This is a genomic window from Glaciimonas sp. GG7 (genome assembly GCF_052976905.1).
In genome coordinates this window covers 1-25,994 of sequence record NZ_JBRIIQ010000043.1, presented here as the reverse complement: position 1 = coordinate 25,994, position 25,994 = coordinate 1, and the positions used below count along the sequence as shown (strand labels likewise).

The 25,994-nt window shown below is 51.4% G+C and carries 24 protein-coding genes and 1 pseudogene; 19 read left to right on the top strand and 6 right to left on the bottom strand.

Going from position 1 to position 25,994, the window contains the following annotated elements; translation table 11 throughout:
• Positions 1–2: 2 nt before the first annotated feature.
• The 4 genes from ACVBEF_RS11760 (at position 3) to ACVBEF_RS11745 (ending at position 4,003) form a co-directional block, all read left to right on the top strand.
• A complete protein-coding gene (locus tag ACVBEF_RS11760; protein WP_447124129.1) occupies positions 3–743 on the top strand; it encodes a DsbC family protein in 741 nt (246 codons plus the stop codon).
• A 153-nt stretch (positions 744–896) separates the two neighbouring features.
• Entirely contained in the window at positions 897–1,493 is a 597-nt protein-coding gene (locus tag ACVBEF_RS11755) for a nucleotidyltransferase family protein (protein ID WP_447124128.1), read from the top strand.
• Between the two features lie 97 nt (positions 1,494–1,590).
• Entirely contained in the window at positions 1,591–2,061 is a 471-nt protein-coding gene (locus tag ACVBEF_RS11750; protein ID WP_447124127.1) for a DUF3429 domain-containing protein, read from the top strand.
• 4 nt (positions 2,062–2,065) lie between these two features.
• The gene (locus ACVBEF_RS11745; protein WP_447124126.1) at positions 2,066–4,003 is read left to right on the top strand and encodes a M61 family metallopeptidase; all 1,938 of its coding nucleotides are present in this window, start codon (positions 2,066–2,068) and stop codon (positions 4,001–4,003) included.
• A gap of 1 nt (position 4,004) precedes the next feature.
• Here ACVBEF_RS11745 and ACVBEF_RS11740 read toward each other — a convergent pair whose 3' ends face one another.
• Both ACVBEF_RS11740 and grxD read right to left on the bottom strand, forming a co-directional pair.
• Complete coding sequence (locus ACVBEF_RS11740; protein WP_447124125.1) at positions 4,005–4,622, bottom strand: UbiX family flavin prenyltransferase; 618 nt, start codon at positions 4,620–4,622, stop codon at positions 4,005–4,007.
• 11 nt (positions 4,623–4,633) lie between these two features.
• Positions 4,634–4,945 (bottom strand): Grx4 family monothiol glutaredoxin, encoded by a 312-nt coding sequence (gene grxD, locus ACVBEF_RS11735; protein WP_447124124.1) that lies wholly within the window; start codon positions 4,943–4,945, stop codon positions 4,634–4,636.
• Positions 4,946–5,245: 300 nt separating this feature from the next.
• Here grxD and rplU point away from each other — a divergent pair, with 300 nt between their 5' ends.
• The 4 genes from rplU to proB all read left to right on the top strand — a co-directional run bounded on the left by rplU (position 5,246) and on the right by proB (position 8,621).
• Positions 5,246–5,557 (top strand): 50S ribosomal protein L21, encoded by a 312-nt coding sequence (gene rplU, locus ACVBEF_RS11730; protein ID WP_447124123.1) that lies wholly within the window; start codon positions 5,246–5,248, stop codon positions 5,555–5,557.
• Positions 5,558–5,606: 49 nt separating this feature from the next.
• Positions 5,607–5,864, top strand: a complete 258-nt coding sequence (gene rpmA, locus ACVBEF_RS11725) for a 50S ribosomal protein L27 (protein WP_447124122.1) — start codon at positions 5,607–5,609, stop codon at positions 5,862–5,864.
• Between the two features lie 393 nt (positions 5,865–6,257).
• Entirely contained in the window at positions 6,258–7,367 is a 1,110-nt protein-coding gene (obgE, locus tag ACVBEF_RS11720) for a GTPase ObgE (protein ID WP_447124121.1), read from the top strand.
• A gap of 135 nt (positions 7,368–7,502) precedes the next feature.
• Positions 7,503–8,621, top strand: coding sequence for a glutamate 5-kinase (proB, locus tag ACVBEF_RS11715; protein WP_447124140.1), 1,119 nt, complete (start codon positions 7,503–7,505; stop codon positions 8,619–8,621).
• Positions 8,622–8,690: 69 nt separating this feature from the next.
• Here the strand turns inward: proB and ACVBEF_RS11710 are convergent, their stop codons facing one another.
• Both ACVBEF_RS11710 and ACVBEF_RS11705 read right to left on the bottom strand, forming a co-directional pair.
• The gene (locus ACVBEF_RS11710; protein WP_447124120.1) at positions 8,691–9,257 is read right to left on the bottom strand and encodes a CNP1-like family protein; all 567 of its coding nucleotides are present in this window, start codon (positions 9,255–9,257) and stop codon (positions 8,691–8,693) included.
• Between the two features lie 8 nt (positions 9,258–9,265).
• Positions 9,266–9,877: an RNA pyrophosphohydrolase gene (locus ACVBEF_RS11705; RefSeq protein WP_447124119.1), complete on the bottom strand. Its 612-nt coding sequence runs from the start codon at positions 9,875–9,877 to the stop codon at positions 9,266–9,268.
• Between the two features lie 213 nt (positions 9,878–10,090).
• On the opposite strand from ACVBEF_RS11705, the gene ACVBEF_RS11700 reads away from it, so the two are divergent.
• Together ACVBEF_RS11700 and ACVBEF_RS11695 are read left to right on the top strand one after the other, a co-directional pair.
• Complete coding sequence (locus ACVBEF_RS11700) at positions 10,091–11,830, top strand: proline--tRNA ligase (RefSeq protein WP_447124118.1); 1,740 nt, start codon at positions 10,091–10,093, stop codon at positions 11,828–11,830.
• A gap of 102 nt (positions 11,831–11,932) precedes the next feature.
• Positions 11,933–12,547 (top strand): lytic transglycosylase domain-containing protein, encoded by a 615-nt coding sequence (locus ACVBEF_RS11695; protein WP_447124139.1) that lies wholly within the window; start codon positions 11,933–11,935, stop codon positions 12,545–12,547.
• Between the two features lie 82 nt (positions 12,548–12,629).
• Here ACVBEF_RS11695 and ACVBEF_RS11690 read toward each other — a convergent pair whose 3' ends face one another.
• The gene (locus tag ACVBEF_RS11690; RefSeq protein WP_447124117.1) at positions 12,630–12,989 is read right to left on the bottom strand and encodes an SWIB/MDM2 domain-containing protein; all 360 of its coding nucleotides are present in this window, start codon (positions 12,987–12,989) and stop codon (positions 12,630–12,632) included.
• Between the two features lie 295 nt (positions 12,990–13,284).
• The gene (gene ffh, locus ACVBEF_RS11685; protein ID WP_447124116.1) at positions 13,285–14,652 is read right to left on the bottom strand and encodes a signal recognition particle protein; all 1,368 of its coding nucleotides are present in this window, start codon (positions 14,650–14,652) and stop codon (positions 13,285–13,287) included.
• A 630-nt stretch (positions 14,653–15,282) separates the two neighbouring features.
• Here ffh and ACVBEF_RS11680 point away from each other — a divergent pair.
• From ACVBEF_RS11680 to ACVBEF_RS11640, 9 genes and pseudogenes are all read left to right on the top strand, one after another.
• On the top strand, positions 15,283–16,092 hold the full coding sequence (locus ACVBEF_RS11680; protein ID WP_447124115.1) for a cytochrome C assembly family protein: 810 nt from the start codon (positions 15,283–15,285) through the stop codon (positions 16,090–16,092).
• Positions 16,089–16,364, top strand: a complete 276-nt coding sequence (locus tag ACVBEF_RS11675) for a PP0621 family protein (protein WP_447124114.1) — start codon at positions 16,089–16,091, stop codon at positions 16,362–16,364. The genes ACVBEF_RS11680 and ACVBEF_RS11675 overlap by 4 nt, the downstream gene beginning before the upstream one ends.
• 38 nt (positions 16,365–16,402) lie before the next feature.
• A pseudogene (locus ACVBEF_RS11670) lies at positions 16,403–16,702 on the top strand (hypothetical protein); the annotation flags it as partial.
• A 118-nt stretch (positions 16,703–16,820) separates the two neighbouring features.
• Complete coding sequence (locus ACVBEF_RS11665; RefSeq protein ID WP_447124113.1) at positions 16,821–18,194, top strand: sensor histidine kinase; 1,374 nt, start codon at positions 16,821–16,823, stop codon at positions 18,192–18,194.
• 63 nt (positions 18,195–18,257) lie between these two features.
• On the top strand, positions 18,258–19,790 hold the full coding sequence (locus tag ACVBEF_RS11660) for a sigma-54-dependent transcriptional regulator (protein WP_447124112.1): 1,533 nt from the start codon (positions 18,258–18,260) through the stop codon (positions 19,788–19,790).
• A 40-nt stretch (positions 19,791–19,830) separates the two neighbouring features.
• Positions 19,831–20,490, top strand: a complete 660-nt coding sequence (gene ampD / locus ACVBEF_RS11655; RefSeq protein WP_447124138.1) for a 1,6-anhydro-N-acetylmuramyl-L-alanine amidase AmpD — start codon at positions 19,831–19,833, stop codon at positions 20,488–20,490.
• Positions 20,491–20,904: 414 nt separating this feature from the next.
• Positions 20,905–23,850: a ribonucleoside-diphosphate reductase subunit alpha gene (locus ACVBEF_RS11650; RefSeq protein ID WP_447124111.1), complete on the top strand. Its 2,946-nt coding sequence runs from the start codon at positions 20,905–20,907 to the stop codon at positions 23,848–23,850.
• 147 nt (positions 23,851–23,997) lie between these two features.
• Entirely contained in the window at positions 23,998–25,095 is a 1,098-nt protein-coding gene (locus ACVBEF_RS11645) for a ribonucleotide-diphosphate reductase subunit beta (protein ID WP_447124110.1), read from the top strand.
• A 583-nt stretch (positions 25,096–25,678) separates the two neighbouring features.
• The coding region (locus ACVBEF_RS11640) for a hypothetical protein (protein ID WP_447124109.1) at positions 25,679–25,994 on the top strand (316 nt) is incomplete at its 3' end.

The window sequence follows — 25,994 nt, the reverse complement described above, 5'->3', positions numbered from 1 at the left end:
TGATGCAGGTTCGAAAATCAGGTTATTTGACATCGATTTTATTGGCTGTGGTGATGGGATCGATGATGACGGCGGCTATCGCTGAGACGCCGCAGGAAGCGAAGATTAAAAGTGTGATCGAGCCGCGTTTGGGGGATGGCGTCAAAGTTGATGCCGTGACTAAAACGCCGTATTTGGGGATGTTTGAAGTCCGCGTCGGTAAGGATATTTTTTATACTGACGCTAATGCTAAATATATGTTCGTCGGTCGCATTCTGGACGCGGAGAGTTCGCGGGATTTCACTAAAGAGCGTATGGATGAAATCAGCAAGGTGAAATTTTCCGATTTGCCACTCGACCTGGCTGTGAAGTCGGTGAAGGGCAACGGTAAGCGTGTTATCGCCGTGTTTGAAGATCCAAATTGCGGTTATTGCAAAAAATTCCACCATGCATTCAAGGATATCGATAACGTCACTATGTATACGTTTATGTACAACATTTTGTCGCCGGACTCTGCAGTGAAGTCTAAGGATGTCTGGTGCAGCACGGACCGGTATCAGGCGTGGAGCGATTGGATGTTGAATGGAAAAGTACCGGCGACGGCGGCGGCAAGTTGCATGACGAATCCTAACGAGAAGATTTTGGCTCTTGGGAAGGAACTTAACGTGACTGGCACGCCGACGATCATCTTTGCCGATGGTTCGCGGATTCCGGGGTATGTTGATGCGAAGGCGCTTGAGGCCAAGTTTGCCACTATTAAATAACGGAAATTGATTCGTGTTTTTAACATGGCGCAAGCAAGCATGAATGCAGTGTGTCAATGGCAATATGTTTTTCCGGGGGTATCCTGCGACGCTGGTGTGATGGCGTTTGCTGCGGATCCCCCGCACTGAGCTTACTGAGCTTATTAAGTTCGTATGCCTCCTTCTGATACAAGTACCCTCCAAATTGTCGGCATTTTGCTGGCAGCAGGACGTGGACGCCGGTTTGATCCGTCCGGGGTGCAGAACAAATTACTGCAATGTTTGCCATCCGGTGAGACGGTTCTGGCGCGTGCGGCAACGCAATTGTCGGCTGTGCTGCCGACTTACGTGGTCTGCCGCGCCGATACGGTGAGTGCGCAATTGGCGCAGCATCTCGATGGCTGCACTTTGCTTGAATGTGCAAATGCCGATGATGGGATGGCGAGCACGCTGGTGGCCGGTGTGCAGCAAACTGCGTCGGCTGCCGGATGGGTGATTGCGTTAGCCGATATGCCTTTTGTTGACGTTGGTACTATTCGGGCGTTGCAGGCGGCTTTGGTGCAGGGTGCGGATATTGCGGTACCGGTGTGCGGTCAGCGGCGCGGTAATCCGGTTGCTTTCAGTCGCTATCATTTGTCGCGCTTATTAGCGCTGCAGGGCGATCAGGGTGCGCGCGCGTTGTTGCAACATTTTCCGGTGGTGGAGGTTATTGTTGAGGATGTCGGTATCTTTCAGGATATTGATACCGTCGCCGATATACCACATACCTAAGTCGTTCTTTGCCGATTGCGCCATAGGGCCGTTGGCAAACCAGACTATGCCGTTAGAATGGCTTTTTTTCACGCCACACTAACCGGGCACCGCCGCGATGAATCCACATTTTTTGAATAAACGCCTGATCCTGATCCTTGGCTATGCAGGACTGATTCCATTCGTATTGCTGACGCTGGGTTGTTGGCTGGTGAATCCGGATTGGCTGGGCGATTTTATTCGCGGGCAGATGGCGTACGGGGTGGCGGTGTTGTCGTTTCTGGGCGGGATTCATTGGGGGGCGATGGTGCTGCGTGCCGATTTGTCTGCTGAGCGGACAAAAAAGGCGCTGATCTGGGGCATTATGCCGACCACGATTGCGTGGTTTTCGACTCTGTTCTTTGCGTATGGTTATACCTTATTGATTCTCGGTTTTATTGCTGCGTATCAAGTCGATAAGCGCTTGTTCGTCTGGTATGGCTTGCCTGCCTGGTTCACTGAATTACGCTACAAATTAACGTGCGTGGCGGTTGGGGCCATGGTGCTGGCAATGCTGGCTGCTGGTGTGAGGGGAAATCTTGGTGCCTAAATTAATGCAAAAATCATCTACTCAAAAATCGACAGGCAAGCCAACCAAGGCGGCCGCTAAATTAATCGCTAAGGCGACCGGATCGAAGTTGGCGTTGTCAGGGGCCAATAGCGCCATCGTCAAAACGAAACATAAAAGTGCTGTGCATTACAGCATTGTGGCCGCTGATCCGGCGGCACATTTATTTGCGGTGACGCTGGAGATCGCAGCGCCTGCTGCGGTTGGGCAGATTGTGGCGTTACCGGCCTGGATTCCGGGGAGTTACATGATCCGCGAATTTGCGCGGCATATCGTGCAGATTCGGGGTGAGTCGAATGGTCGGACGATTGCGCTTAAAAAGCTCGATAAGCATTCCTGGCAAGCGGGTCCATGTGATGGGCCGCTGACGTTGCACTATCAAGTGTATGCGTGGGATTTGTCGGTGCGGGCTGCGCATCTGGATCAGACGCACGGATTTTTTAACGGCACCAGCGTATTTCTGCGCGTGGTCGGGCAAGAGAATGTCCCGCACGTGGTGGATATTCAACGTCCGCAAGGTGCGCAGTATGATGGCTGGCGGATCGCGACAGCCTTGCCGACTTTGGCGGCCAAGCGTGGTGCTTTTGGGAGCTATGTTGCCGCTGATTACGATGAGCTGATTGATCATCCGGTTGAGATGGGGACGTTTCAACTGGCGACGTTTAAGGCGCACGGGGTGCCGCACGAGATCGCCATTACCGGCAATGTGCCCAATCTGGATATGGCGCGACTGAGTGCGGATCTGAAAAAGATTTGTGAGACCCAGATTGCGTTTTTTGAGCCGAGCGGTAAGTTTGCGAAACAAGCGCCGATGCAGCGCTATGTGTTTTTGACCTTGGCGGTGGGTGATGGCTACGGCGGACTTGAGCATCGTGCATCGACCGCGCTGATCTGCGCGCGTGCCGATTTGCCGGTCAAGGGGCAGTCGGAGTGCAGCGACGGTTATCGGACTTTCCTTGGTCTTTGTAGTCATGAGTATTTTCATACCTGGAATGTGAAGCGCATTAAGCCAGCGGCGTTTGCGCCTTACGATTTGCAGGTGGAGAATTACACGCCGTTGTTGTGGCTGTTTGAAGGCTTTACCAGTTATTACGATGATTTGATGTTGTTCCGTAGCGGTTTGATCGATCAGGCCGCGTATCTGAAGCTGGTGACCAGGACGATTAACGGCGTCTTGCTTGGCAGCGGTCGGCGCAAGCAAAGCATTGCTGAGTCGAGCTTTGATGCGTGGGTTAAATATTATCGGCAGGACGAGAACGCACCGAATGCGATCATCAGTTATTACACCAAAGGCTCGTTGGTGGCGTTGGCGTTGGATTTGATGATCCGCAACGAGACTAAAAACAAGAAATCGCTGGACGATGTCATGCGTGCGTTGTGGCAGAAATATGGCCGCGATTTTTATGCTGGCAATGGGGCTGTCGGTCAGGGCGTGACGGAGACTGCGGTTGAGGCCTTGTTTGATGCGGTGACCGGACTCAAGCTTAAGCGCTTTTTTGATCGTTATGTGCGCGGGACGGACGATCTTCCGCTGGAAAAATTATTGACGTCGGCTGGCGTGACGCTGGCCGATACCCGCAAAGTAGTCAAGCCGGGGTTGGGTGCACGTACCAATCGTGGCGGTCCTGAATGCAAGTTGTTGAACGTCTATGAAGGTGGTGCTGCGCATCGTGCAGGATTGTCTGCCGGGGATGTTTTGGTGGCGATTGATGGCATTCGCGTGACGGCGAATCTGGACGTTATTCTTGCGCGCTACCGGGTTGGGGATGCGGTGACGGTGCATGCATTTCGGCGCGATGAACTGCTGACTTTTAGCGTGAAATTATTGGCTGATACGACGCCGCAGCTGGGTTTGAATGCGGAGCCGGGGCCAGTCGCCGTAGTTGCTACGCGCAATGCGTGGCTGGGCGGGCGGTCAAAGTAACTTACGGTGAAGGCAGATTATCTGCCTTCAATCCATTCCAGCGCGGGGTCAGCGCATGGCTTACGCCATACAGATCAAGCACGCGACCGACGGTGTGGTCGATCATTTCGTTGATGGTTTTGGGGCGATGATAAAAGCCGGGAAGCGGTGGAAAAATAATGCCGCCCATCTCGGTAACACTTGTCATGTTGCGCAAGTGGGCCAGATTAAATGGCGTTTCGCGCACCATGAGCGTCAAACGGCGACGTTCTTTGAGAACGACGTCTGCTGCACGCGTAATTAGATTGTCGGACAGGCCATTGGCGACTGCCGCCAGCGTTTTCATGGAGCAGGGGGCCACGATCATGCCATCGGATTGAAACGAGCCGCTGGCAATCGAGGCGCCGATATCGCGTACGTTGTGCGTGACATCAGCCAACGCCTCGACCTCTTTGCGGCGCATGTCGAGCTCTTGATGCAAATTCAGTACGCCAGCATCGGAAATCATTACATGCGATTCGATGTCCGGTATTTCGCGCAAAAATTGCAACAGCCTGACGCCATAAGCAACCCCGGTCGCGCCGGTGATGGCAATGATCAGTCGGCGCGGCAATGGGGAGGGCTGGGAGGCGGGCGTCACTATTGGGCGTCTCAGGCAGAGAGCAAGGTTTTCAATTCGCCGGACTCATGCATTTCGTTCATGATGTCAGAGCCGCCAACAAATTCGCCCTTGACGTACAGTTGCGGGACGGTTGGCCAGTTAGAGTAATCCTTGATGCCCTGGCGCACAGCAGGGTCTTCCAGCACATTAATAGTGACAATGTTGACCGCGCCGTTGGCTTTCAATAATTGAATGGCACGACCGGAAAAACCGCATTGCGGAAATTGTGCCGTGCCTTTCATGAATAAAACCACTGGGTTTTGGGTCACGGTTTCTTTGATCCACGTTTGTACGTCGCTCATGGCAATACCTTTAAAAGTTCAGAATGTCGTCATTATATGAGGACTGACACAAAATTGTTTTAGCTGAGAGCTTGTCGACGCTACAGGCGAAGACCGTGCGACAGAACCGCGTTTACGTGACGAAAATGGTACGGAAGTAATGTGTGTTTAGTGCAATTGTCAAGAGTTTTTGACGCTGATAACAAGTCTATGTATAATCTCAGGTTCTCCCGGCTCGGGGTGGCTTTTTACGGATTATTTAGGCATTAACGGGCAGGATGAATTGTTGTTAGTTCTTCAATTATTTCGATGAGGTTTCATATGTACGCGGTCATAAAAACCGGTGGCAAACAATATAAAGTTATTGCCGGCGAAAAACTTAAAATAGAACAGATACCTGCAGACATTGGCACCGAACTCACTATTGATCAAGTGCTTGCAGTTGGCGCTGGCGAAACCCTGCAGGTCGGGGCGCCATTGGTCGAAGGTGCTACGGTGTTGGTTAAGGTATTGGCGCAAGGTCGCCACGATAAAGTCAAGATCTTCAAAATGCGTCGTCGTAAGCATTATCAGAAGCATCAAGGCCATCGTCAAAATTACACCGAAATTCAAATCGTTTCGATCAACGCTTAATTTAGCAATAAATTACGTCGATTGACTTAACCAGTATCAGGAGTTTTAAATGGCACATAAAAAAGGCGGCGGCACTACGCGCAACGGCCGTGACTCAGAGTCAAAACGACTCGGCGTCAAGGTCTACGGTGGCCAGGCGATTAACGCTGGCGGCATCATTATTCGTCAACGCGGCACTAAGACGCATCCGGGCGAAAATGTTGGCATGGGCAAGGATCACACCCTGTTCGCACTGATTCAAGGCAAAGTACAATTTGTGATCAAGGGCGCTGCAAAGCGTCAGTACGTCACTGTTGTAGCAGCGTAAGTTTCGACTTGCGTTTGAACTAAGCGCGAGGCGCAAGCTTTGTAGCGAAAGGCTCTGCCGCAGGTAGAGCCTTTTTAGTTTTTGAGCGGGAAAATTGTTGGCTGTTTGCGTAAGATGACAGAAGCGCTGGATTAAATGACATTGTTGGCAAGTATCAACATTGACGTCGTCTTAGTGAATCTGACGATCATTGCCAAAAGCTGAGGTAATACAGCAGCATCAAGCAGAGCTGTAGTTAATTGTTGCGTAAGTTGCACATGAGTTGCACATGAGTTGCACATATTTTATGCAGACTTCAACAAGGCGACTCAGCCAGTAACCAGCCCCGGAAGTACTGACATCCGGCAGGCACATCAGAATTATTTACCTCCAATCTCATTAGGACACCTTCGAATGAAGTTTATAGATGAAGCAAAAATCGAAGTCATTGCCGGCGATGGTGGCAATGGGGTTGCGAGTTTTTTGCGTGAAAAATTCCGCCCTTTCGGCGGCCCGGACGGCGGTGATGGCGGCAAAGGCGGCAGTATTTGGGCCGTGGCCGACCGTAATATTAATACTCTGGTTGATTTCCGCTTCTCGAAGATGCATCGCGCCGGGCGTGGTGAAAATGGTCGCGGCTCGGATTGCTACGGCAAGGGCGCAGACGACATTAAATTACGCATGCCAGTCGGCACGCTGATTATTGATATCAATACTGGTGAGAGCATTGCCGATTTGACCGAACATGGGCAAGAAGTCATGTTGGCAAAGGGCGGCGAGGGCGGCTGGGGCAATATTCACTTTAAAACCTCTACCAATCGTGCGCCACGTCAAAAAAGTGATGGTAAAGAAGGCGAACGTCGGGATTTGCGACTTGAGCTTAAAGTGTTGGCTGATGTTGGTCTGCTAGGCCAGCCGAATGCTGGTAAATCGACCTTTATCACTGCCGTATCCAACGCTCGTCCAAAAATCGCGGATTATCCGTTTACGACTTTGCATCCGAATCTTGGCGTAGTTCGCGTTAGTCACGAAAAGAGTTTCGTCATTGCAGATATTCCCGGCCTGATTGAAGGTGCAGCCGATGGCGCAGGATTGGGTATTCAGTTTCTGAAGCATTTGCAGCGTACCGGTTTGTTGTTGCACATCGTCGATTTGGCACCCTTTGAAGCGACCGTCGATCCGGTCAAGGAAGCCAAAGCCATCGTCAAGGAACTACAAAAGTACGATCAATCGCTGTTTGATAAGCCGCGCTGGTTGGTGCTCAATAAGTTGGACGTGGTTCCGGAAGATGAACGCAAGAGCCGTGTCAAAGACTTCGTGAAGCGTTTTGGCTGGAAGGGCCCGGTCTTTGAGATTTCGGCACTGAATCACTCTGGCTGCCCGGAACTGGTGAACGATATTTATGCTTATCTGGCAGAGAAGCGTCAGGCGGAACATCGCTCTGAAGAAACGCAAATGACCGAAGAAGCGCAAGGTATTCTGTCTATTGATCCAGATGATCCACGCTTTAAGATTCTTGATTAAGGCTGCTACGGCACACTGTACGTCGAGAGTCGCCCAATAGACTCTCCACCGATGAACCGATATGGCTAGCGTACCTGCTCCATGTCGGTTTTTTTTATTCTCAGCGCCGAGTTCTCGGCTATGGCAGATCAATATATGCATTCCGTCATTCAAAAAGCGAAACGTCTCATTATCAAAGTCGGCTCCTCACTGGTCACCAATGACGGCAAGGGACTCGATAACGCTGCGATTGCCACGTGGGCTGCGCAGATTTCGGCATTGCGGGCGATGGGTAAGGAAGTCGTTCTGGTGAGTTCGGGGGCTGTTGCTGAAGGTATGCAACGGCTTGGATTCGATAAGCGCCCCACTAGTATTGATGAGTTACAGGCTTGTGCGGCTGTTGGACAAATGGGGTTGGCGCAAATTTACGAAACCAGTTTTCGACTGCACGATATCCATACTGCACAAGTGTTGCTCACCCATGCCGATCTGGCCGATCGCGAACGGTATCTGAATGCGCGCTCGACGCTGTTTACGCTGCTACGTTTTGGTGTGATACCGATCATCAATGAGAATGACACTGTCGTCACCGATGAAATTAAGTTTGGTGACAACGATACATTGGGCGCGCTGGTTGCCAATCTGATTGAGGCCGACGCCTTGATTATTTTGACTGATCAAAAAGGTTTGTTTACGGCCGATCCGCGTAAAGATCCTGATGCCGAATTCGTGCATGAGGCGCAAGCCGGGGATCCAACGCTGGAAGTGATGGCGGGCGAAGCGGGTACCGGTATCGGTCGCGGCGGGATGTTCACCAAAATTTTGGCGGCCAAGCGTGCTGCGACATCTGGCGCACATACCGTGATTGCGTGGGGCCGCGAGCCCGATGTGCTCACGCGGCTGGCTGCTGGCGAAGCGATTGGTACGCAATTAAATGCCCAGACCGGCCAATTAAAGGCCCGCAAGCAATGGATGGCCGATCACCTGAAGACTGCTGGCAAGGTAATACTGGATGCTGGTGCGGTGCAAAAACTGACGAATGAAGGAAAGTCGTTATTGCCGATTGGCGTCACTGAGGTGCTGGGAGAGTTTGGTCGCGGCGATGTGATTACCTGTGTGGGTGGTGACGGGCGTGCGATTGCACGCGGCATCAGCAATTACACCAGCGCGGAAACACGTCGGATTATGCGGCATCCATCATCCGAGATCGTCGCAATACTGGGCTTTATCGAAAAATCGGAATTGATTCATCGCGATAATATGGTGCTGTTGTAGCAGGTTTGCGCTTGTAAAAAAGCCGCTATGGAAACCATAGCGGCTTTTGTTTTTTCGTCTCTGCGTTTCTTAGCTGCCCGGTTTAATTGGGCGATTATTCCGAACACGCTTTTGTATATCAGTCACCTTGCCAGCGATAGTCCCATCCTGACATAGAAAATCCTTGAACAATGCCGCATGTTGGCGATTTCCCCCTGACTCGCTGATCCGCTGCCAGGTACTCAGGCGTGCACGCGACCAATTCCCGTCTTTATGGCCGAATGCATACAATTTTCTTTCGGCGGTTTGGCAGCGGATACCTTCATAGCTAATGTTCTCAGCGCCGCCGCTACTGGTGCCAATGAGTGTGTAGCGGACCACGCCATCGGTACCGACAGAGATGGAATTGACATCAATGGCGAATGTCATGGTCGTCGTCGGACTGACATAGAACGATACCAAATTCTCAGCGATGGGCTGAGGCGGGAGCTTGACCGCGAGCTCTTGCCAGGTCTTTACTTCTTCGTCAAAGTCATCATCAAAGCCGGGACCGGGGTCGGACGCGGCATGGACATGGGTTACTGCGGAAAAGAGCAGCGCAGTAACGGCAACAAATTTGCTGAAGTTGGATGGTAAAAAAATACGCTTGAAAGACATGAAAAAACTTACTCCTTATCGATATTCGGTTCAGTTGGCGCAATGGCCTCAGTTGCCGCAGTTGCAACACATATAGTGGGTATCTCTGACTCGCACTCAGCATCCGGTGCGCAGCGCAAATGACGCGGGCGTACTGGATTGTGCAATGGGCGGGTTAAGAACCTTGATAATTCCTGCAAGGCGCGCTGATAGACATCGCGTTTGAATTCGATCACTACATCGAGCGGAACCCAGTAATCGTGCCAGCGCCAGGCATCAAACTCAGGGTGCTCAGTCAAACGCAAGTTGACATCGGAGTCGCGTCCTGTCATCCGCAGCAGAAACCAGATTTGTTTTTGCCCACGATAATGCCCGCGAATATCGCGTTTAATAAAGTGGTCCGGTACCTCATAGCGCAGCCAGTCGCGGGTCCGACCAACGATTTTGACGTGCTCCGCTTTGAGACCGATTTCCTCTTCGAGCTCGCGAAACATTGCCTGCTCCGGTGTTTCGCCGTATTTAATACCACCTTGTGGAAATTGCCACGAATGTTCACGTACGCGCTTACCCCACCAGACTTCATTCTGAGTGTTAAGCAAAATGATGCCGACGTTAGGGCGGAAGCCTTCACGGTCCAGCATAGTATGACCTCAAAACTTTCTGCGACTAGATGGTCCCCATGCCAATTTGTTCACGTGTCGAATTTATTGCTAAATTAACGCGCAACAAGTCCTCGCCGGATATGAAATCGGCTTGAACATCAATCAATTGTGCAATGAGTGGGCGCATCAGCCAGCTAATCCTTTAAAATTGAGTCGATTATAACCCTCTCTTTTTAAAAAGAATTCACCGTTATGCGCGCCTCCCGTTTTTTTGTATCGACTCTTAAAGAAGCTCCATCTGACGCCGAAATCGTCAGCCATAAATTAATGATGCGCGCTGGCATGATTAAACGCCTCGGCTCGGGTATTTATACCTATATGCCGATGGGCTTGCGCGTCATTCGCAAGGTCGAAAACATTGTGCGCGAAGAAATGAATCGTTCCGGTGCGGTTGAGTTGTTGATGCCTGTTGTGCAACCGGCTGAGCTCTGGCAGGAAACCGGTCGTTGGCAAAAATACGGCGATGAACTGATGCGCGTGAAAGACCGCCATGGTCGCGACTTCATTATTCAGCCAACTTCTGAAGAGGTGATGACCGATATTGCCCGCACTGAACTGCGTTCTTATCGCAAACTGCCTGTGAATTTTTATCATATTCAGACTAAATTCCGTGACGAGCGCCGTCCGCGTTTTGGTTTGATGCGTGGTCGTGAGTTTACGATGAAGGATGCTTATTCGTTTGACCGCGATTTGGATGGTCTGAAAAAGTCGTATCAAATTATGTACGACGCTTATATTCGGATTTTCAATCGCTTCGGGTTGCAATTTCGCCCCGTCGCAGCCGATAACGGTGCCATTGGCGGCACCGGTTCCCACGAGTTTCACGTGATTGCTGCGACTGGCGAAGACGCGATTGTGTATTGCCCGACCTCTGAATACGCTGCAAACATGGAGGCGGCCGAAGCGCTGCCGGTTGACGCCAGTCGTGGTGCGGCAACGCAAGTCATGACCAAAACCGCAACGCCCGGCAAAGCCAAGTGTGAAGCGGTCGCTGAACTGCTCAATATTCCTTTGAGCGCCACCATCAAATCGATCGTGCTGACAGTTGAAAAAGCGGCGACCGAGACGCAGGCTGCTTCTAAACAAGTCTGGTTATTGATGTTGCGCGGCGATCATGTGCTTAATGAAATCAAGGCCAACAATATCCCGGGCCTGACCGGATATCGTTTTGCAACCGAAGAAGAAATCGTTGAATGGTTCGGTACGCCACCGGGTTATCTGGGGCCAGTCAACACCAAAAAGCCGATCACTGTTGTAGCCGATCGCACCGTCGCTAACATGCATGATTTTGTCTGCGGCGCAAACGAAGTGGATTTCCATTTGACGGGCGTCAATTGGGGGCGCGATTTGCCCGAGCCGCTGGTAGCCGATATTCGCAATGTTGTCGAAGGCGATCAATCGCCGGATGGCAAAGGCGTTTTGGCGATTCAGCGCGGGATTGAAATCGGTCATGTGTTTCAACTCGGCACTGCCTATTCGGAGGCGATGAACGCTACTTTCCTGGATGAAAATCAAAAGCCGCAGCCATTGCAAATGGGCTGCTACGGTATCGGCATCACGCGGATTTTAGGTGCGGCCATTGAGCAAAACTTCGATGACAAGGGCATTATCTGGCCCCTCGCTATCGCTCCGTTTGAAGTCGTGCTGTGTCCGATGGGCTATGACCGCAGTGAAGCGGTCAAGCTTGAAACGGATAACCTCTACGCGGCATTGCAGGTCGCAGGCATTGATGTCATTTTGGATGATCGCGGTGAACGTCCGGGTGCCATGTTTGCCGATTGGGAACTCATTGGCGTGCCGCATCGTGTCGTCATCGGTGACCGTGGACTCAAAGATGGGCAGCTCGAATATCAGGGGCGTCGCGATACAGAGGCCACTAGCGTGCCATTGGCTGAGATTGTGAGTTTTGTCCAGGCGCGCTTAGCTGCCTGATCTGGCTGCTTGCTTATTTGCGAGGTATTTCCTCGGGAAATAATGGATGCAACCGGTATTTTTCGAGGAGTTCGCTTGCGTTTGATTGATCGGGTTTTTCCTATGATGGCCGTTGTGTTGCTTCTTGCAAGCAGCGTGGCGCATGCCGGCAATCAGAAAGAAGAGGCCATGGCGGATTCGGTACGGCTTGCGTTATCGCGTGCGATTAATGACACGCGGCCACCCAAGCCGCAGTTCGCCGATATCAATCAACGCATTCAGTATCTGTATTGGCGGGTGGAGATGTCGGAGCGTCTCAAAAAGAAGTTTCCCGATGCCCAGATGCGTACTGAATTTTTGGAAACAACGTGGTACGAATCCAAACGTGCAGGGCTGGATCCGGCATTGGTATTGGGCTTGATTCAGGTTGAGTCAGCATTTCGTAAATATGCCATGTCCAACGTTAGTGCGCAGGGTCTGATGCAGGTAATGCCATTTTGGACGCGCGTCATTGGCGATGCTGATCGGAGTAAGTTATTCGATATCCAAACAAATTTGCGTTACGGCTGCGCGATTTTGCGGATGTATCTTGATATGGAAAAGGGCAATCTCTATTTGGCGCTGGGCCGTTATAACGGTAGCCGGGGTCGGCCAGAATATCCGAATGCGGTGCAGGCTGCGTGGAAGCGTTGGGAGTTTAATCCGGTTCCGATCAGAGCTGATGTCGCGGTAAGGTAATAGGAAGCCGTAAACACAAAAACGCCCGCATTGCGCGGGCGTTTTTGTTTGGCACTTAAGTCATCTGGCGCGAGGTCAGAGCTTAAACATTCTTCAAGTGGTCAGAAATGAGCTTGGTCATTTCAAACATAGACACTTCTGCTTTGCCGCCAAAGACAGCTTTCAACTTGTCATCTGCAAGGATGTTGCGCTTGTTTGCCGGGTTTTGCAGATCGTGCTTCTTGATGTATTCCCAAACTTTCTTGGTAACTTCAGTGCGTGGCAGCGGTGCTGCGCCAACGACGGCAGCCAGAACAGCCGATGGCATCATTGCCTTCATGAATGCTGCATTAGGCGCACGTGCTGGTTTAACTGCAACTTCTTTTGCTGCTGCAACTTTTTTTACTGCCGGTTTGGCTGCAGGTTTTTTTTCTGCAACTACTGGTTTTTTTGCTGTGGCCATCTTTAAGCCTCCTTGACGAAGAGAGTGTGGAAAATGCGTCAATCACGCATCGCCCATAGTGGTGGGGTTTCCCCAGTGACGCAAGTGTTTTTTATGGGTTTTGCAGGAATTTATGAACGATGTTCAGGTGCATGCAAATACATCACCTTTTCATCGCACTTTGGGAGGCAAAAATAGGTTTGCGTTGCATGATAAATGCATGACAGACGCATCCCGTGATTCGCAAACCGTTTCAGGTTCCAAGCTGTCATGCAGTATCCGGCCACATCTTTGCGACCAAAAATGTGGCATAAATTTATTTCATGCCCGGCATCATGCCTTTCATACTGCGCATCATTTTCATCATCCCGCCGCCTTTGAGCTTTTTCATCATCGATTGCATTTGGTCGAATTGCGACAGCATGCGATTGACTTCTTGCACCTGGACGCCAGAGCCGGTCGCGATCCGGCGTTTGCGGGAGGCTTTGATCAACTCTGGCTTGGAGCGCTCTTGTGCGGTCATGGCGTTAATCATTCCTTCCATGCGGCGGACCGATTTTTCGGCCTGATCCATGTTCGCGCCGCCAGCGGCTTGTTGAAATTGTGCCGGGAGTTTGTCCATCAAACTCGCCATGCCGCCCATTTTCTTCATTTGGCCCAGTTGTGCCTTGAAATCATTGAGGTCGAACTTGCCGCCGCCTTTGATTTTCTGTGCCAGATCCTGCGCGGCTGCGACGTCGACGCCTTTTTGCGCCTCTTCGACCAGCGCCATAATGTCGCCCATGCCAAGAATGCGGCTGGCCATACGGGATGGATCAAATGCTTCCAGACCATCGAGTTTTTCGCCGACACCGGCAAATTTGATCGGCTTGCCAGTGATATGTCGCACCGACAGAGCGGCCCCGCCACGGGCATCGCCGTCGAGTTTGGTGAGCACAATCCCGGTCAGCGGCAGTGCGTCATTAAACGCTTTGGCCGTGTTAATGGCATCTTGACCGAGCATGGCATCGACGACGAACAGGGTTTCGATTGGCTTGATGGCAGCGTGAACGGCCGTGATTTCCAGCATCATCGCTTCGTCTATACCAAGGCGACCGGCGGTATCGATAATCAGCACGTCGTGATAGTGACGTTTGGCGAAATCGAGGGCGGCCAGTGCGATATCGACCGGTTTGTCGGTCACCAGACTAGGGAAAAAGTCAGCGCCGACTTGCTCGGTGACCGTCTTCAATTGCCCGATTGCGGCAGGACGATAGACGTCGGTAGAGACGGTCAGGACTTTTTTCTTTTTCTGCTCGCGCAGATATTTCGCCAGTTTACCGACCGTGGTGGTTTTACCTGCGCCTTGCAAGCCGGCCATCAGAATGATTGCTGGCGGCTGTGTGGCGAAGTTGAGTTGCGATGCTTCGGGCCCCAGATCGGCACCCATCAGGGAGGCGAGTTCGCGTTGCACCACGCCAACCAAGGCCTGGCCTGGTGTAAGGGATGCGATGACTTCTTCGCCTAATGCTTTTTGTTTAACATTGGCGATAAACTCCCGCACGGCAGGCAGGGCGACGTCAGCCTCCAGCAACGCCAAACGCACTTCGCGTAACATCTCGGCGGTATTGGTTTCCGTCAGGCGCGCTTCGCCACGCATGGTTTTGACGACTTTGGCAAGACGCTGGGTAAGATTGTCTAACATAGGTGACAGTGATTTCGGAAGAGAGTGAGGGGCAACGGTGCAGCGGTTGCAAAGTTATATATCCAGCGTGCGTTTTGTTGGTGCTCTAACAGTATTAGGACTTACGCAAAATCGTCCCAGCGGCGTTATCCTTCCTAGCCGTACTTTGCGTACTGTCTTCGTCAGTCTGCCTTGCTGGAACGATTTTGCGTAAGTCCTAAGTATTTTGCGCAGACAATAAGTCGGCACAACGCATTTAAATAATCTACCATTTTACCCGATACCCCTGCTTTTGACGGCGATCAAAATACGCAGAATAAATCAGGAGACAGGCAGCTTGAGCAAGCATCGATATATGGGTTTTATATCAACTATTGCAAGACATTTCCATGGCTACACCCAACAATTCCCGTTTGGAAATTCTTTGCTTGTCGCATCCGGCGAGCGTCTGCTGAAAATCGTGGGTCGACCTATGTTGGCGGCTTTCCTTAGAGTATGATTCTTCATCCCTGATTCAGGCGTTTCAGGAAGCGTCGCGTATGTTGGGTGGAGTGACTCCGACAGGCTCCTGGATTGCCAAATTCCAAGAAAAATTCTCTCCCTTTACAGGCTTTCGCAGCCAGCAACAGGAGACTACTGTAAACTTATACGATGCAAACTTATCTATTCATTTTGTCAGCACTGTTATACCTGGGTTGCGCTTTATTGCCATCGAAACAACGCAAAACCATTGCCGCGGTTGCTGCAGTGGGTTGGTTGGTGCATGGTGGTGCACTCTGGCACGATGTAGTCGGACCAGAGGAGGTGCGGGTTGGTTTTTCGATGATGTTGTCGGCGACGTTATGGGTGTCGGTGGCCGCTTATTGGCTTGAGAATCGCAACTATACGCTCGACGGATTACGCGTTCTTGTGTTGCCTACTGCTGCGCTGGCGGTGATATTGCCTGCGCTGTTTCCCGGAAATATGGTCTCTTTAAGTGGTAAGTCGCCCATATTTTTATGGCACATCGTCATTTCTATTCTGGCCTATAGCACTCTGACGATCGCGGCGTTTCATGCTGTGCTGATGGTGCTACAAGAGTCCCGCCTGCATACGCGGCCGGGCGGCCTCAATACGGGCTGGTTTGGTGCCGCATTGGACCGCTTGCCAGCTTTGCTCACAATGGAAAAGTTGCTATTTCGTTTGGTGGCTTTTGGCTTCGTATTGCTCACTCTGACGGTGTTGTCGGGCGTGGTGTTCTCTGAGGAATTGTTTGGCCGTGCCTTTACATGGGATCACAAAACTATTTTCACGATGCTGTCATGGGCATTGTTTGGTTTGCTGCTGGCGGGACGTCAATGGCAAGGCTGGCGCGGTCGGACAGCGCTCAGTTTTACATTGATCGGATTTGCTATTTTATTACTGGCGTATGTCGGTAGTCGTTTTGTTCTTGAAGTGGTACTGCATCGGGTCTTGGTATGAAATATGTTATTTGGTTAGTCATCGCGCTGGCGGTTATCGTCTGGTTTCAGCGCACTAAAAAGAACATTCTGCATAAGCAAAATAAACAGAATAATCAGCGTGGCGCGGCCGAGGGTGCGCATCCCTCATCCCTATCAGGAGCATCCCCGCCGGTGGAGGAAATGGTGGCGTGCGTCCATTGCGGTCTGCATTTTCCGGCCTCCGAAGCGGTAACGGATTATGCCGGTCACGTGTTTTGCGGCGAAGAGCATCGGCGTTTGCACGCTCAGTGATGTTGCTGCCAGCTAACGCACCATATTGATGGACCTGTATGACCACATCGGCGTCGCCCTTTCAACTCCCCGAATCCATGTCCGCAATGTTGGCGGAGGGGGATAAGCCGATCACGTTTTGGCGCACGCTGCAAACGTTTAACATTACTCGGATTGTTGTAGCGTTGGCATTGTTGGTGTACCTCGGGGCGAACGGAAACAAAGACAACGGGTTATCGCAATTTTTCAACTATCTGGAAACCTGCATTGTTTACCTGGCCTGCGCGATGGTATTTACTTTGTTGGCGTCCTATTACCGTCGTCATTACAAGTTACAGATAGTGGTGCAAATTGTGATGGATATCGGCGCGATCTCCATCCTCTACATTGGTGCGGGGGGGGGCCAAGAGTGGTTTGGGGATTCTGTATTTATTCCCACTGGCAGGCGGGGCCATTCTGACGTCGCTGCCGCAGGCGATGTTTTTTGTCTCGATTGTGACCATTATCCTGTTGGGCGAAAGTGGCTATCAGATTTTGCAGTCAACGCCCGATACGACGACGTTGAAAGCGGGACTTTCCGGCGCGGCCTTCTTTTTCGCCGTCTTTTTAATTAATCGTCTGGCGAGTAAACTGATCCGCCAGGAGGAGCTAGCTAATCAGCGCGGCAAGGATTTGCGTGTCCAACTGGCGATTAACCGCATGGCCGTGGCGGATATGGGGGACGGGTTATTGGTGGTCGGTCCCGATGGCGCCATTTTGATGGCTAATCCAGTCGCTGAACGAATGCTGACCCTCTCTATTCCCGATGCATCACTTTACAAGCTGGGAGATTTTCCCGCCCTCAAACCGATTGCAGAGGCTTTTTTTGCCTGGACCGCGACGCTGAGTTTGGGTATGGGTGCGGGTATGCATCTGGATTCTGTTTTCGATGGAACGGATTCGGACGTCACGGCGAGTGACTCTCCCATGTTGGTCACGATCAAACACACTGACCGTGGAGGTCATGGCGGGTTAATTGCGGGCGGTGAGCTGACCGGACATTTTAAATTGCGTTTTGCCGCAGTGAAAACCCAGGATCTGAGCGAATATCTGGCGGTAATTTTTTTACAGGATGTGAGTGAAATTGAACATCAGGCCCAGCAATTAAAGCTGGCCGCAATGGGCCGCCTGACGGCTAGTATCGCCCACGAAGTGCGTAATCCGTTATCGTCAATCTCTTATGCCGCGACATTATTAACTGAAGAGGCCGTCAGCCCGACGCAAGTGCGCTTACTCACTATTATTGATGACAACGTGGCGCGCCTTAACCGGATGATCGAAGATATCCTGTCGCTATCGCGCAAGGCCCAGCGCCAAATCGCGCCGATTCGCCTGGGGCCGTTGGTCGCCGACATCGCCGAAGAGTTTCAACAGATCAACATGATGAAGGCGGGCGTGCTGCAATTGCATGTATCGACGACCGATGGCGTCTGGTTTGATCCACACCACCTGCGCGAGGTGTTGGTGAATTTGCTGTCGAATGCACTGCGTTACGCCAGCGGTGGCCCTGACAGTATTCGTTTGCAGGTGATAACGAACGTGGCTGGCGGTATGGAGTTACACGTTCAAGATGATGGTCAACCCATCACGCCAGCGATTCGGGCGCATTTATTTGAACCGTTTTATACGACCTCAAATAAAGGGACCGGCCTTGGATTGTTTTTGGCGCGTGAATTATGTTTGAATAATGGTGCCAAGCTGGATTATGAATATCGCCATGAAACGTACGAGCACGAACATACGCAGGAGCACACGCACGAGCACATAATCGGCTGTTTTGTGATCGCCTTTTCTGCGCGCGGACCACTTTGAATTTCGCTTCATTCTTCACTTATTTCTTCACTTAATGCTTCATTGACCGGAAAAATGATTGCCATGACCTCACCCCGTATTCTGGTTGTCGATGACGAGGCTCACTTGCGCGAGTTACTGGAAATCGCGTTAGTCAAAATGGGTTTGGACGTCGATAGTGCGGCCTCGCTGGCCGAGGCACGTCATTTTTTAGCGCAGCGCGATTACGCCCTTGTCCTGACGGATATGCGTTTGCTTGACGGCCTTGGGATCGAACTGGTGCAGGAGATTGCCGCCAGTGGAAAAATGACGCCGATTGCGGTCATTACCGCTTTTGGTAGCGCGGAAAACGCAGTGATGGCCCTCAAAGCGGGTGCGTTCGACTATTTGTCGAAACCGGTTGCGCTAGATCAGTTGCGCCTGATGGTGCAATCTGCGCTACGCGTGAATGCGCCTGAGCGCAGTTCGCCGCATGCGATTAGCGCGTCTGGCGCATCAGTGCGCAGTGCTGCCAATAACAAGTCCAGCGCTCCTGCTTTGCGGCTGATCGGCGCGTCGGTGGCGATGCAGGATTTGCGGGTGCAGATTGCAAGGCTGGCGCGCAGCATGGCGCCCATTGCGATTAGCGGGGAGTCCGGCAGCGGCAAAGAACTGGCGGCGCGCGATTTGCACGCGCTCAGTCCGCGCGCTGACAAGCCGTTTATCGCGGTCAATTGCGGCGCGATCCCCGAGAATTTGATGGAGGCGGAATTTTTCGGCTATCGCAAAGGGGCATTTACGGGGGCCGCCGATGACCGCGATGGTTTTTTTCAGGCCGCCAATGGCGGTACGTTGCTGCTCGATGAAGTGGCCGACTTGCCGCTGGCGATGCAAGTCAAATTATTGCGCGCCATCCAGGAGCGCCGGGTCCGCAAAGTCGGTGCAACGACAGAAGAGGTGGTGGATGTGCGCCTTGTGAGCGCGACGCATCAGAATTTGGCCGAGTGCGTTGAAAAAGGTAAGTTTCGGCAGGATTTGTACTATCGCTTAAACGTTATTGAGCTACGTTTGCCGCCTTTGCGGGAGCGGTTGGACGATATCGGCTTGCTGGCTGACGTTATTTTGACGCGACTGGCAGCGCCGACAATGACAGACGCGAATGTCGCGCCGATAGTATTAACCTCGGCGGCCTTGCAAGCGTTACGCAACTATACTTTTCCCGGCAACGTCCGGGAGTTGGAAAATATTCTTGAGCGGGCATTAGCGTTTGCCAACGATGGCCGTATTGAGGTGTGCGATCTGGCATTGAAAGTATCGGGCTTGTTGCCTGTGGAATCTGGGACGTATGTTAATGCGTCCCGGGAGTCTGTCGGCGCGGAAGAATCGGCGGCAGCAGTGGCCGCTATCATGGTAATGGAGGGGGAATTCATCATCGATTCACCTGCTCCGAGCACTATTAACGCAGTATTGCCGCCCTCGCTGCCCATGCATCTGGACGATGTCGAACGTAATATCATCCGACAAGCATTGGGGCGAACCCAATTCAATCGCACCAAAGCGGCGCAATTGTTGGGGATAAGTTTTCGACAATTACGGTATCGGATGCAAAGGTTGGCGATTTATGAGCAAGAGCAATGAGCATGACGGACGCCCATTCGCGATGACGGACAACACAACAATGACTGTATCGATAGTTCAATCTTGTCCTCCCCCGGTTGTTGAGATCGGTGCCGATGGTTGGTGCGTAGTCGCGGCGGCAGGGATACATCATGCGATAGAAGTGCGTCACCAGCGCTCGCCAAACTGCGATGCCCGTCCAACTGGCAGCGGCATTGATCTGTTGGTGATTCACAATATCAGTTTGCCCCCGGGACAATTTGGTGGGCCATTTATTGCTGATTTATTTGGCAATTGTCTGGATTACGATGCCGATCCCTACTTTGCGCAATTACGACCGTTGCGGGTATCGGCACATTTTCTGATTCGTCGTGATGGGTGTGTGATGCAGTTTGTCTCGACTTGCGACCGTGCCTGGCATGCCGGGGTGTCGTCGTTTGAGGGGCGTGAGCGTTGCAATGATTTTTCGATTGGGATTGAACTTGAAGGCACTGATTTTGAGTGTTTCACCGCGCAGCAATATTCCACTCTTTGCGGCATGACTGTTGCATTACAGACACGCCACAGCTTGATTGCCGTATGCGGGCATGAGCATATCGCCCCTGGCAGAAAAACCGATCCGGGGCCTTTTTTCGACTGGCAGCAATATCAGCAAGGCTGGTTGGACTGTCTGTCGCAAACACACACCATCTCGCCACTGCGCTTCCCGTGCGACACCTGATAGCCTGTTGCCCCTGAGTTCGACAGGCTGCTGGAAGTCAATCGAATTTTCTGCGTTTGAAGCAAAAAAGATTCTATGAGTTGATTAAGTTTGGTACTACAATTAGTGCAAATATTGATGCGCAAACTATATATAGTGTTTGGTGGTCTTAAGCGCTATCTCTACATCTAACTGTTTCAGGTACCTGGTCTGCATAACTAAGAAGGTTTTGGTATTCCTGTTGGATGGGCCTGAGGACAGTCCCCCTTATCTAAATTCGATCAAGTTTAATGCCAGCGTCAGTCGATTTGGCGTTTTGGTATGGTATGTAATTCGGAGGGTCACTGATGATTTCAGTGATGCTCACTAATAGTTTTAATGGTTATTAACAGCAGGCGCGATGAGCGCGTCTGACAACTCAGCTCGGGAGGCTCAGTGCAATCTACTCAAGAAATTTCAATTAAATCTTCCGCCGAATTCGGTAGCGCATCGTCGCAGGCCGGTTCTGGCTCTACTCCCACACATGCGCCGGTCAGTTTTGGCGATTATCGGATCATCCGCCGCAATGGGGCGGTGGTCGGCTTTGAACCGTCCAAGATTTCAATCGCCGTCACCAAAGCATTTTTGGCCGTCAATGGTGGGCAGGGTGCCGCCTCCGCACGGGTGCGCGAACTAGTTGAACAGTTGACCTCAAGCGTCGTGAATGCGCTGGTACGTCGTCAACCGACGGGCGGCACTTTTCATATCGAAGATATTCAAGATCAGGTTGAGCTTTCGTTGATGCGCTCCGGCGAGCACGATGTTGCGCGTGCCTATGTGTTGTATCGCGCTAAACGCATGGAAGAGCGTGCGCAATTGCTCACGACTACGCCAGCCGTTGCTGCCGCTGAACTGTACGTCACAGAAGATGGTCAACGCCGCGTTCTCGACATGCATCAGGTCCGTGATTTGATCGCTGCTGCTTGTATCGGTCTGGAAAAACACGTTGATGCTGACGCGATTCTGCATGAAGCCGTCAAAAATCTGTACGACGGCGTGCCAGTCGAAGAATTGCACAAGTCCGCCATTCTGGCCGCGCGTGCGTTGATGGAAAAAGATCCGGCCTACAGCACGGTGACGGCACGTTTGCTCATGCATACGATCCGCAAGGAAGTCTTCGGCAAAGAAGTCACGCAAGCGGATGCGCCGGCGCAATACCTTGAATATTTTCCAAAATATATTAAAAAGGGAATTGAGGCAGACCTGCTTGATAGCAAACTAGCGCAGTTCGATTTGAAAAAACTGGCAGAGGCGCTGCAACCGGAACGCGATCTGCAATTTGCTTATATCGGTCTGCAAACGCTGTATGACCGTTATTTCCTGCATATCCAGGATATCCGCATCGAAATGCCGCAGGCGTTTTACATGCGTGTTGCGATGGGTTTGTCATTGAACGAAATTAACCGCGAAGAGCGTGCAATTGAGTTCTACAACTTGCTGTCGAGCTTCGATTTCATGAGCTCGACCCCAACGCTGTTTAATTCAGGCACGCTGCGCTCACAACTCTCATCGTGCTATTTGACGACGGTGTCCGACGATCTGGAAGGCATTTACGATGCCATCAAAGAAAACGCCTTGCTGGCAAAGTACGCAGGCGGTTTGGGTAACGACTGGACGCCGGTACGTTCGCTGGGTGCGCATATCAAGGGCACCAACGGTAAATCTCAGGGCGTGGTGCCATTCCTGAAGGTCGTCAATGACACGGCCGTCGCGGTCAACCAAGGCGGCAAGCGCAAGGGCGCTGTGTGCGCGTATCTGGAAACCTGGCACATGGACATCGAGGAATTCCTCGACCTGCGTAAAAACACTGGCGATGATCGTCGCCGTACGCATGACATGAACACGGCGAACTGGATTCCTGATCTGTTCATGAAGCGCGTCATGGAAAAGGGCGAATGGACGCTGTTTTCACCGAGCGATACGCCGGATTTGCATGACAAAGTCGGTAAGGCATTCGAAGCCGCCTACGTCGGTTACGAAGCCAAAGCGGCACGCGGTGAGTTGCGTACCTCAAAGAAGATTCATGCGCTCGATTTGTGGCGCAAGATGCTGTCGATGCTGTTTGAAACCGGCCATCCGTGGATCACTTTCAAAGACCCTTGTAATATTCGTTCGCCGCAGCAACACGTCGGCATGGTGCACAGCTCTAACTTGTGTACCGAAATTACGTTGAATACCAACGAGTCTGAAATCGCCGTCTGTAATTTGGGTTCGGTCAATCTGCCAGCGCACATGAAAGACGGCAAACTCGATCCGGTCAAGCTGCAAAAAACCATCACTACAGCGATGCGGATGCTTGATAACGTCATCGACATCAACTACTACGCAGTGAAGAAGGCGCGCGATTCGAACTTGCGTCATCGTCCGGTCGGTCTGGGAATTATGGGCTTTCAGGATTGCTTGCACATGATGCGCATTCCTTACGCTTCGCAAGAAGCGGTTGAATTTGCGGACCGTTCGATGGAAGTGGTTTGCTACAACGCGTATTGGGCATCGACAGCATTGGCTGAAGAGCGTGGGCGTTACAGTTCATATCGTGGCTCGTTGTGGGATCGTGGCATTTTGCCGCAAGACTCGATCAAGTTGCTAGCTGAAGAGCGTGGCGGTTATCTGGAAACGGATATGTCGGAAGCGCTGGACTGGACTTCTTTGCGTGCTCGCATCAAGGAATTCGGTATGCGTAATTCGAATTGCGTAGCAATTGCACCGACTGCGACCATTTCGAACATCATTGGCGTGTCTGCCTGTATCGAGCCGACTTACCAAAATCTGTATGTGAAGTCGAATCTGTCGGGCGAATTTACCGAAATCAACGCTTACTTGGTGCGTGATTTGAAAGCGCGCGGTTTGTGGGATGAAGTCATGATCTCTGACCTGAAGTATTTCGACGGTAGCTTGGCCAAGATCGATCGCGTGCCGCAAGATTTGCGTGCGATTTATGCCACTGCGTTTGAAGTTGAGCCGTCATGGTTGGTAGAGGCCGCGTCCCGTCGTCAAAAATGGATCGATCAGGCGCAATCATTGAATATTTATATGGCCGGTGCATCGGGTAAAAAACTCGATGAGACTTACAAGTTAGCGTGGTTGCGCGGTCTGAAAACGACGTACTATCTTCGCACAATTGGCGCTACCCACACTGAAAAATCGACCACCAAAACCGGTGCGTTGAATGCTGTGTCGGTCGATGGCGGTGCCAGCGGCGGTGCGATGGCAAGCTATGCTACTGCTGCACCTGCGGCAGTAGTGACGGCGACGGCCTCCGACGAGATTGTGCTGGACGGTCCGGCATGCACGATGCGTCCTGGAGATCCGGGTTTCGAAGAGTGCGAATCCTGCCAATAATGTATCGGTAATGTACTAAGTACTGCGGCACGTTCAGACTGATGTGGACGTGCCGATCAGCAGAAATAATCGCAGTAATAATAGATAAGTCGACCGGCTGAACTAAAGCCATTCTTGCTAATCAAAAGATAAATTGAAGGAAGAAATATGCTCTCTTGGGATGAACAAACAAGTTCAACGCCCGCACCGCTTGCGATGCCTCCGACCGAACCTGCGGTCGATACGACGCATCGTGTCAACGCTGCCGATAAGCGCATCATTAACGGCCACACTGATGTCAATCAACTGGTTCCGTTCAAGTATAAATGGGCATGGGATAAGTATCTGGCCGGTTGTGCGAATCATTGGATGCCGCAAGAAATCAACATGCAGCGCGACATTGAACTGTGGAAAAATCCGAACGGTCTGACGGATGACGAGCGTCGTCTGGTTAAGCGCAATTTGGGTTTCTTTGTCACCGCCGACTCGCTGGCGGCTAACAATATCGTGTTAGGGACGTATCGCCATATCACCGCGCCTGAGTGCCGTCAGTACTTGTTGCGTCAGGCGTTTGAAGAAGCGATTCATACCCACGCATATCAGTACATTGTTGAGTCGCTTGGTTTAGATGAGGCAGAAATTTTTAATGCGTATCACGAAGTAAAGTCGATCCGCGACAAGGACGAATTTCTAATTCCGTTCATCAATATATTGACGGACCCTGAATTCAAAACCGGCACCACCGAGAACGATCAAAAACTATTGCGTTCATTGATCGTCTTCGCTTGCATCATGGAAGGCCTTTTCTTCTATGTCGGTTTTACGCAGATTCTTGCATTAGGTCGTCAAAATAAGATGATGGGCGCGGCTGAACAATATCAATATATTTTGCGTGATGAATCGATGCACTGTAACTTCGGCATCGACCTGATCAACACTATCAAGATGGAAAATCCGCATTTGTGGACTGCAGAATTCCGTGACGAAATTAAATCGTTGTTTTTAAGCGCGGTAGAGTTGGAATATCGTTACGCAGAGGATACAATGCCGCGTGGAGTACTCGGTTTGAATGCGCCTATGTTTAAAGGTTATTTGCGGTTCATCGCAAATCGTCGCGCGCAGCAAATCGGACTGGACCCAATGTTCCCCCATGAAGAAAATCCCTTCCCCTGGATGAGCGAAATGATCGATCTGAAAAAAGAGCGCAACTTTTTTGAGACACGGGTTATTGAGTATCAAACAGGCGGTGCATTGAACTGGGAATAACGGCTCCAGAGTCTCGGACAAGAATAACAAGGTGGATGGAAGATGCGGCGATCAATCAATAAAAAAGCTGCATAACCAAAGGTAGCAATCCAATTTAATGAACAGTCAAAGACCGAAAAGATCTTATCTGTCGTCGCCGCTCATCCCGACTAAATCGGGCATGGCGGCTTTTTCTTTGGAAAATCCAAAAGCCTTAGCCAGAATAAATAAACAGACCTCTTTTGCAGCCGTAACGCGCGTCGTGCAACGACATATTGGCGAGGTGCAGTAAGTTCCGAAAGAAGTCTTGACGTAATTGAATACCGACGTTGGCGTAATCGCTGGCGTTTTTTGGCTAGGTTCGCCGCCTTAAGGTGGTGTGACCGAGGCGTTTCTTACGATCATTTGACTGAGAAACCCATAGTCGATAATGGCTGAAGTGCTACATCAATGAGGGGATGGAGCAGTTCAGCTGGTGCCGAATTCATTAGCGCAAGCAGACACTTGATTGCGCCGATGAATAATCCGCCAGTCTCATCGCGATGGGGCTGTCGGATTTCCAACTTGGAGCTAGATTTTTTCCATCACGTGAAGGAGAAACAAAATGGCAACAGCAACAAAAAAAGCCGCAGCGAAGAAATCCGCTGTGAAGAAAGAGGCTCTGGCTAAAAAGCCAGTAGCAGCTAAAAAACCAGTAAAAGCAGCAGCGAAACCTGTTGCAAAGAAAGCAGTAGTGAAAGCAGCAGCGAAACCTGTTGCAAAGAAAGCGGTAACGAAAGCAGCAGCGAAACCTGTTGCAAAGAAAGCGGTAGTAAAAGCAGCAGCGAAACCTGTCGCTAAGAAAGCGGTAGTAAAAGCAGCAGCGAAACCTGTCGCGAAGAAACCGGTAGCAAAAGCAGCAGCAAAACCTGTCGCTAAGA